Raw genomic sequence first — 10,765 nt, 5'->3', positions numbered from 1 at the left:
ATCTCAATTCGAGTCGCCCTCTGGTGCGGAAGGCAAGACCGCGCGCCGTACTGGTGCATCAAGCGTGAGGCACGCTTGCCTCACGGGTGGATTGCCGCGGCCAGGATGGCTGAGCATAACAAATCGGTGCTTGATTACGTACTGCTGCGGACTGGACAGAAGGTAAAACGAACTATGACTTTTTCTGAAAGGGCTCGCATTCGCCGTGGAATAGCTCGGTTCGAAACGGCTAATGCTTTAGCACGAGGCATCGTCGCGCAAGTAGTTGAGGCGGACCGTTCCTCCCTAGTGCCTTCCGGTAATCTATCGAGACCAAAGCAGCCCGCGACCAAGAATCCTCATGCGCGGCGCTGATCGAACGTAAGTACAAGACTTCCGCGAAGCAATGCTCTACAATCTGATCAGCTTCGCCACAGCACCAGCAGCACGTTCGCTTCATCCGCGGACGTGCGCTATGCGCCTGTTAGAGACTCAGCAGCTTCATCGTCGTGTTGAGCTAAACGGATGATCTGACGACAGCGGCCGTCGCAGGGATGAACTCGAACCCGGGGAAAATGAGTCTGCACGATGACGCGTCCCGCGCCAGCCAGCAGGCTCCCACCAGCTCCTTCTGCCGACCCGGGACGCCTTCGTGGGGTATTCCATGCCCAGATCGCCCGCGCCACGATGACCGCGTCAGACAAGCCGATGATGTCGCCGACCCGATCGAGAGCAACCGGCTTCTCGTCTTCGCGACGAGGCCTGCCCGATCTCCAATCAGGCCCCTCGCCTCGATGAGATCTCCCGGTCGCTGCACAAACGACAGCGCGACGCAATCGACGCCGAGTCGAAGGCCCAATTCTAAGTCCGCTCGGTCTTTTGGAGTAAACGGAGACACATCCAAGATCGTCACAGGGAGATTAACGCCCTTATGGTTTGAAGATTTTGCCGCCAACGATTACCTCAGCCTCGAGACTGTCGCGGAGCAGCGTCTTAACGCGAACGCACAGGCGACCATCATCGATCAGTAGATCTTGGCCTAGGACGTTGGAAGCTAGAGCGGATGGCCTTCGGCCGAACCCGCCGCCATCGATGCGGTTGGCGGTTGGTTCCGCGCCCACCCGGTCGCGTTCCTGCGCGAAGAGCCAAGTCGCCTGCCTCCAGCCCAAGCAAGACAGGCGGCAGGAGCGGTTCGAGCGGATAATGGACTTCGACGACGTTTTTGCGCACGACATACCCTCGATGCGCCGATATCCGGCGATGCCGATCAGATAGTCTGCCAAGCACCACGGGCCTCACCAACAATCGAGGTCGCACTAACGCGCAATGACAGAGTTGCGCCTGCCTAGATTAGCTTTTCGCATCGGCTGCGCTGGGCTGGCGTTGCTCGCCGGTACTGCCGTGACAGACGCCTCTAGCTGCAATCGCCGGGATGCGCTCGGCACGACGCGGGTGCTCGCTGTCGATGCCGCGCTCTTCCCCCGGGTGGGGCTGAAGAACTTTCCAGAGACGCTTCCTCTGGCGGACCATGAAGTCGTCCTCACCTTCGATGACGGACCGCGGCCGCCGAACACGGATAAGGTGCTGGCTGCGCTCGCACAGGAATGCGCGCGAGCCACGTTCTTTCTGGTCGGCCGATCCTCGGCTGAATTTCCCGAGCTCGTGCGGCGTATGGCCGCCCAGGGCCACACCGTAGCGCACCACAGCTGGTCGCATTCGATGATGTCGAAAATCCCGTTCGAGCAGGCGAAAGAGGACATCGAGCGCGGTATCGCCGCCGTCGAAATGGCGCTTAACGGTGTGTCCACCAAAATGCCCTCGACACCGTTCTTCCGGTTCCCCTACTTCGACGCGACACCTGCGACGCTCGATCTATTGCAGGCGCGCGGAATTGTCGTGTTCGGAGCTGACCTTTGGGCGAGCGATTGGGAGAACATAACTCCAGAGCGGGAGCTCACAATCCTGATCGAGCGGCTCAAGGCCGCTCGTAAGGGCATCATTCTGCTGCATGATGCGCAGACGCGGACGGCGGCCATGCTGCCTGCGTTCCTGCGGTACCTGCATCAGAATGGGTATCGGATCGTGCATCTTGTGCCGGCTGCCGCCCAGAGGAGCGCTGAAGTACCCCATTGACGTCCACGCGACGCACTTCCGCAGTCAAGGCGCGCGAGAAGTGTTGAAGATCAACTCGTGCGCGCCAATGATGGCTTCGGACAACCTCGTGGCGATCGTGTTCGGTTTGCGAGCCCTCGATTTGACGAACCTGTTCCTGCGGGATCGGCAATTCATGCCGCCTTGGACGCCCTTGCGCCAAAGCGAACCAACAGCTGCCCCACTTCGGTGGCTGGCCTGGCGCCGCTGAACAAGAATCCTTGCACCTCGTTGCAACCCTCGGCACGAAGCCAATCGAGCTGCTCCGTGGTCTCAACCCCTTCCGCTGTCGTCGTGATGTTGAGGCTCCGGCCGAGGCCCGAGATCGCCCGCACGATGGCCCCGCAATCGGAGCGTTTCGCCAGATCCTTCACAAAGGAGCGATCGATCTTGATCTTGTCGAAGGGAAAGCTGCGCAAGTAGCTGAGGCTGGAATAGCCCGTTCCAAAGTCATCCAGCGATATGGAGACGCCGAGTTCGCGGAGCTGGTGCAGGATCCCAAGATTTGCCTCCGTCTCCGCCAGAAACACAGATTCGGTGATTTCAAGCTCGAGCCGCGTCGGCGCCAAGCCGGACTTCGCCAGCGCTGAAATCACCACCTGAACCAGATTGCGGCTACGGAATTGAACCGGGGACAGGTTAACCGCAACCTTGATCTCCGAAGGCCACTTTACCGCCTCGTTACAGGCATCGCGCAGCACCCATTCTCCGAGGGGCCCGATCAGTCCGATTTCCTCCGCAAGGGGAATAAACTCGGCCGGCGAGATCATGCCCTTCTCTGGGTGCGGCCAGCGCAGAAGCGCCTCAAAGCCAGAGATCTTGTCGCTCGCGATATCAACCAGGGGCTGATAGTGCAGCTCGAATTCGTGACCCGCAAAGGCACGGCGCAGATCAAGCTCCATCTCGCGCCGCCGCTGCACCTGCTGATCCATCTCCCTCTCGAAGAAGCGATGCGTTCCGCGGCCATCCTCTTTGGCGCGATAGAGCGCCATATCGGCATTACGCATCAGTTCGGCACTGGTCGTGCCATCGCCTGGTGACAGCGCGATTCCCACCGAGGCACCGATAATGACTTGATTGCCGTCAATCTCGTAAGGCGCACTCAACGTCCTGATCAGGTCGGCCGCGAATTGGCTCACATGCGTCGGCGAGGTATCATCCGTGAGAATGATCGAAAATTCGTCGCCACCGAGCCGTGCCGCCAGATTGTTTCCGGCGACCCTGGACCGTAGCCGGTCGGCCACCTGCTCGAGCATGTGATCGCCGATGGGGTGTCCGAACGAATCGTTGACGTTCTTGAAGAGGTCAAGGTCGATGCACAGCACCGCGACGCTGTTACCTGCTGCATTAGCCCTTTCAAGCGCCTCCTCGAGCCACCTCTGGTGGAGTGCGCGGTTGGCGAGGTTGGTCAGCCCGTCGTGAAGTGCCATATGGGCGATACGGGCCTCGGCTTTGCGCCGTTCGGTGATGTCGACCACCACGACCAGATACCCTTCGCGCCCCTCAATCATCAGGCGTCGCCCAAAGGTCAGCACAGAAATCTCCGTGCCATCAGCCTTGACATGGCGCCAGGGGTGTTCGGACTGATAGATATCGCCGGCGTCCCGCAGCGCCCGCGTATAGCTGACCCGCTCGTCGTCTGGCCAGATCTCCTGAACTTTCATTCGCAGGAAGGTCTCGCGAGCATGCCGAAGGCACTGAGGCGCAAGCGCAGGCTCTGATCACCGTATTCGACCTCGAACTGGTCACCGAATTCATTCGCGACCGCGGCGCCCAACCGCTCTATCATCTCATGCGAACAGAGCAGATGGTCTGAATTGCTGAGGCGCTGCCACAACAGGCAGCCCTCTTCCACACCGAGGAGCCTAGCCCCTGCCTCGTTGTGGTGCACAACTTGAAAATCAAATGGTCTGCCTGCGGGATCGCGAACGGTTGACAGGGAGATGACGCCATGGTCGGTCTTGCAAAAGATTGCATCGATCAAATTGTATTCTGTGGCCCGCTCGTTGACATAGACGCCGACCAGTGTACCGCCCCAACGCGATAAGGTGGGCAGAGCCAGCACGTCGTAGGTCCGTACCATGCCGGCGTGCACGCAATGAGCGGTTGCCAGATAGGGATGGCTGTTTGCAATCGCATTTGAGGCCGCCCCGGTGAGGGCTGTCGCGCAATCTGGACGCAACGCATCCAGCGGAATGTCCCAGCGGGCATCGCCCAACCAATTCTGCACATAGCGGCCAGTGCGCGAAACCGCAAACGCGCCATTGTCACACCGGAGCAGCACAAGATGATCGGCAAGCCGCCCAAGGCTCCCCAGCAGCACATTTTCGTAGCGGGGAAGCGTCTCGCCGGGCTTGAGCGCAGCCTGCCACTTCCGCCGCAAGACCGGCATGTCATTGAACAGCCTCGTATCCGATCCCGCGGATTGCTCGTTGGCAGCACTCATCACACGCCCCGCTGACCTAAGCTTCCTGCCCGGGCGGCATCAAATCCAGCTTGGCTTAATTCATACTTAAACGGACGGCGCGATCATGCTGATCGATAGCGGATCCTTTCGACCACGCGTGACCGTCTTCTTCCTCACAACGCAGGAAATCCGCGACGAGCAGCCAGAATACGACGAAAAGCGGTTGTCGGTGTCAGGATGACGACGAGAAGCTTCGCACGATGGTTTGAACCTCTACGAAGGAGCGCTCTACAACCGAGCGCAATTTTTTGTCGGTGTCCGATTTGTACGACTACCATTTGCCGACAGGCGCAGGCGACAGCAAATCCGCAATGTTGATTGTCCTTGAATGGCGTCCCAGGGAGATGCGCGGTAACTAAGCGCATGTTAAACAAATGTGACGGCTGCCATCGCGAGGAGGGCACGCATGAAAAAGAGTGATGTGACGTGCTCGGAATGCGGTGCCGGCTTCCGCCGTCTTGAGCTTACGTCCGAACGTGGCATCCAAGGAAGCTACCACTGCCCTGCTTGCGGCACACTGATCGAAGAGCTCAGAGCGGTTCCCCTCGTGCTCCATCGCTTGACCGTACAGCCTTCCATGAAGGCGATCCGCAATCAATAACGCCGTCTCGGTTGGCCCGCCCCTGGCTAAGGAGCTTGAGTGGGTTGGTGTCAGATCCCGGCCGAGCCCTGAAGCCACAAACAGGATCCTTGGCGACCTTCGAAATGATGACGCCTTGAACGTGTTGGGCGCGATCAGTCTCCGGCCTCTGCATGGTCAATCCAACCACAGTATGGCGTCTCAGGTATAGCAGCCGCCTGACTAGCGATCACCGTGCGAAACAGGCAATTCCCGGCGGCCTGCGCCACGTGCGCATCCTGTCAGATTACAAGCGCGCTCGATGTTCGAAACTGTCTCCGACTGTTTTCGAAAGCCACATTGCGCCCCGAAAAGCGTGGGGCCGCCCCCTTCTACGGTGCTGGCCCAAATCCTGCACCGCCTCTCCGCGTCAAGCAGTTTTGCGCCGGGACCAAGTTGAGAGTCGCGTTTGAGCCTCATTCCGTCAATCGACAATACGGTTGCCGCACCGGAGGTCTTCTGTCTGCACCCCACTGGGAGAACGAGAGACACTCCTGCTTAACCGTTTCCCAGCACCGCCATTGCTTCCCACCTCCTCACGGTTACCAGCTCACGAGGCGTCAATACATGATCGATGAAATGGATCTGCGAACCTTCACACCACATCCTCAACGCCACGCGGTACTCGGCGAAGTGCACGCGCGCCCTTTCGCGGGCCTTGTCTCGCCCGTCAGCGTGATCCATTTGGCTTTTCTTGCGCAGGGTGAGGCGGCCACAAGCGATCGCTGCCGTTTTATCGATTTTTGCCTCGAACGCAATCTTCCACCGCCTGAGCAATCGGCGAAACTTCATCAGATTGTCATCGGGCCCGCTACGCTGCGCTGGGAGCAGCATTCGGAATTTACGACATTTACCTGGATCTGGACTAACGCAAATGGTCCTGCCGCACACCAATTTGACAAAGTTGATGGCACCGTCCGATCGCTGATCCGCGCATTGCGGCAGACCGGACAGTTGCTAGTTGCGATCAGGTTAGAAGTGGAACGGTGCGCCTCGCCGACCAAGCGCGCCGAACAGATTTTCGACAAGAACAGCCTGGCCATGGTTGCCACAAAGAGCGGCGCAGGCGTTGCCGCCTCAGACTTCCGCGTGGACGAAAAAGGCTTCACGAACATCCTCGTCTGCGACCACGGCTTGACATCGCACGATCTCGGAGCGCTGGTGCAACGGCTCCTGGAAATCGAGACTTACCGTCCGTTGGCCCTCCTTGGCCTGTCGGCGGCCCTTGAGCTTGCACCGTCTGTCGATCGCATCGACCGCCGTCTTGTTGAGGCGCTCGAAAAAATGCAAAGCGGTGAGGGGCTGCAGTTCAACAACCATCTGCTTGCCGAGCTGACGGGGCTGGCCGCCTCCTTCGAAAAAGGCGCCACCGGCAGCCTGTTTCGCTTCGGCGCCAGCAGGGCCTACAACGAGCTGGTCCAATCGCGACTGTCCATCATTGAAGGCAACGATGTCTCGGGTTATCCAACCTGGTCGTCGTTTCTGGCGCGCCGCATGGCGCCCGCAATGCGAACCTGCGCGACCGTAGAGGATCGTCAGGCCGCTCTGTCGGTCAAGCTCGCGCGTGCCGCCGATCTGTTGCGAACCCGTGTCGACGTCGAAATCGAACGACAACATCGTGACCTGTTGCAGGCCATCAACGAGCGCGCGAGACAGCAACTTCGGCTGCAGTGCACGGTCGAAGGATTATCGGTCGGGGCGATAGGATATTATGTGGTCAGCTTGTTTAGCTATCTTGCCAAGGGCGCGCATGACGTCGGACTGCGAGTAGAGCCCTCGTTCCTGACCGCAGCCTTCGTGCCGATCGCAGTCGGCGTGATCTGGCTGGTGAGTTATAATGTCCGAAAGCGGCACCTCAAGCACGACGACGCGCCCTCGGTCGCCTGCGACTGAAGTTCCTTGACGGAATCAGTGCGTCCATCCTGCGAAGCTCGCATGGTCGTGGTACGACGCTGCCGCAAGATCGCGGCCGGCTCCTGCGCAAGGTAATGCTCGCCCGGACTAACGGGGCGAGGCATTTTTGCATCGGGTCAGTCGCCGTTGCGACGGCTGGGACGGGACCAGATCAGGCTGGCCCTCACCTTCCTCGTCGGCGAAGAGGTTGGCGAAGATCGGAGCGGTGAAGCTCGGATCGTCGAGCTAAGCCCCGCGCCGGCTTCCAAAATCGGTTGGACGGTTGGCGGTCTCGCACATAGACGCCGACAATGAGGCCTGGCGCCGGCTGAACAGCCAGATATCTAGCGCTTCCGCTACTGGGCGGAAGCGAGGCCCGGCAATGGAGGCGAATCCAACCGGACCTCGCAGCCGCTTGATCCTGGAGGGGATCGAGACGCAGGATCGCATAGAAAGCGCGCCGTTTTCCGTCCTAGTTGCGGATCATTTCGCCGGAAAGCGCACATTCGGGGTCCGCCAGATTCGCGAGGGTGCCAAAGACCTCGTCGGCGCTAACTTTTGCCGCCGCTCGCCGGGCAGCTGCATTATGGATGTCGCAGTCGCCTCCGCTCTACTCGCGCCTGGGTTTGTTAACCCTCTGCTGATCAAGCAGAAAGACGGCAGAAAGTGGCCGATCGGCGCCGATTATCGCACTGGTGGCGATGTTAAAAGCCCCTCCGTGAGCGCGTGTCGGTCGCCGATCGGGCCGAGCGCGACATCACGAAAGATCGGGACCACTGGTGCGATGGGGGCAACAGGCTCGAGGCATTGCGCGCTCGAGCTTAGCGTTGACTGATAACCACCGACACGGCCTCGACGAAGAGAAGATCATGCCCGAGCAAATGAACGCCGAGCTTTACCGCAAACTGCAGGAACTATCGCGCCATAACGCGGTCGCCCGCGCGCTTGTCTTCTTGTGGAACTCCGGCACGCTGACCTACGAGGACTGGTCCACGAAGGCTATCTCTCTGCTCATTGATCAGAACGAAACGCTCTCCGCGATCGCTGTGGATGCGGAGAAGCGCGCCTGCCGCCTGCCCAAAAACTCGCCAGTAGCTTCGCCCACGCGTTGAGAGAGCCCGTCCCGTGCCAGACACCTCCAAGACCGAAACACCGCACTCGCGGCCTGCACTGCGGCTTGTCAGCGGCGCGAAAAAGGAGCCGCTGCGCTGCCCTGCCGCCGGCCGCGATGCCGAAAACGAGAAGACGCTTTGCTTCTACTTCAACCGGCGCGTGACCGACGACGAAATGCGGTTTCTTCACACTGTCATACGGCAGGTGGCACTCATGCGAGAGATTGACGGTCACTGAGAAAAATCCCGTCCCTCAGGTCGAAGCAGGTGTGTTTAGCACAAACCGAGGCCGCCAGAGACTAGCTCGAGGTGCCTATTGAAAAAGCCCGACCTGGTCGGGCTTCCAAGATCAATTCAAACCGCGATTATCTTCGGCTGCGTCGCGTGAGAGCCGCCGGCGGAGGCAAAAACACTTTCGGCGGAACAAAAAGCCGATCAGCCAGCTCTGCCTGCAGCAGATCCCCCTTGGCGGGATTGACGCTGCCGGGCATCGACCGTGAAGAACCGCATGCGCCCAGCCTGTCACCGACCTGTTCTAACTCACCGCGAAGCACTCGCTGACCGTTTGCGTCTCCGATAGAACTTGTCGACTGATAGGTCGAGCCCACCAAGCCCGAGCGAGTGTGGACCTCGTCTGATCCTTAGCTGATTGAGCAGAAAGGCAGCGCAAGAGAGCCTCCCTACGCTGATAATCGCCGTGGCCACTATGCTAGCGTCAGTCCGCTATTTGCCCGGGGCCAATCATTGCCATCGCAAGAAATTTCCACCGAGTCGGCTGCTGCAGAAGATCGGGATCCGATCTTCGTAGTGATTGAGCGTCATCGCGAGCTGTCCGCACACTACGATGCGGCGGCGTCGGTATCAGCCAAGCTCGAGGATGTTGGCGACTTTTTTGCCGCCGACGAAATCAGCGGCCAAAGGAACCTGGCTCTCACGGAGCATGCAAATGTGCTCATCCGTTCAAAGCCAACCACGATCGCGGGCGTTATCGCTCTGACCAGATACCTCGCCAGCCTTCCCGAGTGGGAGCTGCCCGATGATGATGCGTGGCACCGAGTGTTCCTAGAAGGGCTGGCGGACGCGATCGATGAAATCGGCACAGCGCAGCGGCCTGGGCGCTCAGGTGGCTAAGACATGGTGCTCGCTTTCGTAGTCCGCGGCATAAGTTTCTGGGGTGCCGTCGCTGGGCTTCTCTACTTCCTTTGGAAGTTGCCGTTCTGATTTCCGCAGTGTACCGATCATGGCTAGACCGCGATTTTTTTGAAACACGTGAGGATACTTCATGCTCAAGGAGTTCGTCCAGGACTGCGAGTCATTGATCTATAAACGACACGACAATGTATGGCCTCGCCGCCGACGGGAGCGACATCTTGCCCCAAATGGAAGCATGACGGTAACGAGCGATAACGTCACGGTCACGAAGCTGGTCACGCGTTACCTCGGTAACGAAGCAACGTCACGGTTCTCCCCCTATAGGGCCCTATAGGGAAGACCGGACCGTTACCGTTACCCGTGGCGCTGCGACGCACATTGATCGATAATTGCGGTTGTGGGAGGGTAGCATGCAATTCGATTTCAGGGAGAGCGCATATGTCTTTTGGGAAGCTTTCGATCATTGTAGTTGCTAGCACGTTCGTCGCATCTAGCGCTTTTGGGCAGCAAAAACCGGCGGTTGAACAACCCAGCCTGACGACAGAGTTTGTCGAGAAATCCATCCCTGCGTGCGTTGATTGGACAAATCTGGGCACGACCAACCCGAAACTCCTCAACTCTTGCGGTGCGAGTCATACCATCGGCGTGTCCAACTATAGCGCTGGAAGACACATCCTAGACCGCGTCTTTCATTTGGAGCATGGCGAGGAGCGTCCCGTCGCATTTCCAGGCGATTTCATGGCGATAGATTGGGTAAAGGGTTGGACGCCCGACGGCGCTGATGATGGCGCTCGTTATCTCACGCTGTATCACTACGATGCGGGCGGCGGAGTGGATCTTTGGACAGTCCGCAACAATAGCCCCGACCGGTACAACGCCTATCAATATGCCGTTTACAAGAACGGCAAGCGCTATGGCACGTCGTTCGGTGTGGCAAAACCTGGTGAAACCGATAGATTGTTTGCATTCGTTCCCGGGGAAACCGGGCAGTTGATTTTGGAATGGTCCCGCCTTGATCCCAACTGACGATAGGTCTGAGAAGGTGAGCCGTGCCAAGGCTAGGCATGGTTCACCTTCCAGACGCCGGCGTATTCCCGGACCAAGCCCTTGTGCTTCAGCGCCATGCGGAGCTCATACAGGCGCTGCTTGCTGGTGATGCCCTGGTCTCGCGCAGCATCGCTCCAGGCCTCCACACTGAGCCCCGGGGCCCAGCCTCCGCCAGCAGCCGGAACGTCACGCGCTGGTTGGTGGAAAGCTTCGGCTCATTCGCAGCAACCTGCCCGGATTGAACCTGGGTGCTGCTCACAATGTCACAGTGACCGGATCGCCATCCTCGTCGGTGCCGAAATCATGCACCTCCGACTTGAACGAGAAAAGTGGCCCCTCCGGAGC

At 59.3% G+C, this 10,765-nt stretch carries 9 protein-coding genes and 2 pseudogenes; 6 read left to right on the top strand and 5 right to left on the bottom strand.

The window, feature by feature from the left end:
• Nucleotides 1-496: 496 nt before the first annotated feature.
• On the bottom strand, nucleotides 497-877 hold the full coding sequence (locus ACM42_RS08760) for a hypothetical protein (protein WP_442868912.1): 381 nt from the start codon (nucleotides 875-877) through the stop codon (nucleotides 497-499).
• Between the two features lie 31 nt (nucleotides 878-908).
• Nucleotides 909-1,262 carry a hypothetical protein gene (locus tag ACM42_RS38670; RefSeq protein ID WP_442868911.1) on the bottom strand — a complete coding sequence of 118 codons (354 nt, stop codon included), beginning with the start codon at nucleotides 1,260-1,262 and terminating at the stop codon, nucleotides 909-911.
• 43 nt (nucleotides 1,263-1,305) lie between these two features.
• Here ACM42_RS38670 and ACM42_RS08755 point away from each other — a divergent pair, with 43 nt between their 5' ends.
• Nucleotides 1,306-2,112, top strand: a complete 807-nt coding sequence (locus ACM42_RS08755; RefSeq protein ID WP_271527552.1) for a polysaccharide deacetylase family protein — start codon at nucleotides 1,306-1,308, stop codon at nucleotides 2,110-2,112.
• A 152-nt stretch (nucleotides 2,113-2,264) separates the two neighbouring features.
• Here ACM42_RS08755 and ACM42_RS08750 read toward each other — a convergent pair.
• A pseudogene (locus ACM42_RS08750) lies at nucleotides 2,265-4,576 on the bottom strand (putative bifunctional diguanylate cyclase/phosphodiesterase).
• Nucleotides 4,577-5,783: 1,207 nt separating this feature from the next.
• Here ACM42_RS08750 and ACM42_RS08745 point away from each other — a divergent pair.
• Nucleotides 5,784-7,109 carry a DUF3422 family protein gene (locus ACM42_RS08745; protein WP_271527551.1) on the top strand — a complete coding sequence of 442 codons (1,326 nt, stop codon included), beginning with the start codon at nucleotides 5,784-5,786 and terminating at the stop codon, nucleotides 7,107-7,109.
• Between the two features lie 137 nt (nucleotides 7,110-7,246).
• On the opposite strand, the pseudogene ACM42_RS08740 reads toward ACM42_RS08745, so the two are convergent.
• A pseudogene (locus ACM42_RS08740) lies at nucleotides 7,247-7,355 on the bottom strand (DUF736 family protein); the annotation flags it as partial.
• Between the two features lie 581 nt (nucleotides 7,356-7,936).
• Between ACM42_RS08740 and ACM42_RS08735 the strand changes: the two are divergent.
• The 4 genes from ACM42_RS08735 (at nucleotide 7,937) to ACM42_RS08720 (ending at nucleotide 10,399) form a co-directional block, all read left to right on the top strand.
• Entirely contained in the window at nucleotides 7,937-8,221 is a 285-nt protein-coding gene (locus ACM42_RS08735; RefSeq protein ID WP_271527550.1) for a hypothetical protein, read from the top strand.
• A gap of 13 nt (nucleotides 8,222-8,234) precedes the next feature.
• Nucleotides 8,235-8,459, top strand: a complete 225-nt coding sequence (locus tag ACM42_RS08730; RefSeq protein ID WP_271527549.1) for a hypothetical protein — start codon at nucleotides 8,235-8,237, stop codon at nucleotides 8,457-8,459.
• Between the two features lie 506 nt (nucleotides 8,460-8,965).
• On the top strand, nucleotides 8,966-9,352 hold the full coding sequence (locus tag ACM42_RS08725; protein WP_271527548.1) for a hypothetical protein: 387 nt from the start codon (nucleotides 8,966-8,968) through the stop codon (nucleotides 9,350-9,352).
• 459 nt (nucleotides 9,353-9,811) lie between these two features.
• Nucleotides 9,812-10,399, top strand: coding sequence for a hypothetical protein (locus tag ACM42_RS08720; protein WP_271527547.1), 588 nt, complete (start codon nucleotides 9,812-9,814; stop codon nucleotides 10,397-10,399).
• Nucleotides 10,400-10,431: 32 nt separating this feature from the next.
• Here the strand turns inward: ACM42_RS08720 and ACM42_RS08715 are convergent, their stop codons facing one another.
• Nucleotides 10,432-10,566, bottom strand: a complete 135-nt coding sequence (locus tag ACM42_RS08715) for a hypothetical protein (RefSeq protein WP_271527546.1) — start codon at nucleotides 10,564-10,566, stop codon at nucleotides 10,432-10,434.
• Nucleotides 10,567-10,765: the final 199 nt, after the last annotated feature.

Source organism: Bradyrhizobium sp. CCBAU 25338 (assembly GCF_028128965.1).
Lineage (GTDB): Bacteria > Pseudomonadota > Alphaproteobacteria > Rhizobiales > Xanthobacteraceae > Bradyrhizobium > Bradyrhizobium liaoningense.
Note: the sequence above shows the minus strand (reverse complement) of the source record. Positions and strands in the feature narration are given on the sequence as shown.

Bases quoted from the DNA above. Each gene is read 5' to 3' on its own strand.
- ACM42_RS08755 (WP_271527552.1), top strand. From the start codon at position 1,306: ATGACAGAGTTGCGCCTGCCTAGATTAGCTTTTCGCATCGGCTGCGCT.
- ACM42_RS08745 (WP_271527551.1), top strand. From the start codon at position 5,784: ATGATCGATGAAATGGATCTGCGAACCTTCACACCACATCCTCAACGC.
- ACM42_RS08720 (WP_271527547.1), top strand. From the start codon at position 9,812: ATGTCTTTTGGGAAGCTTTCGATCATTGTAGTTGCTAGCACGTTCGTC.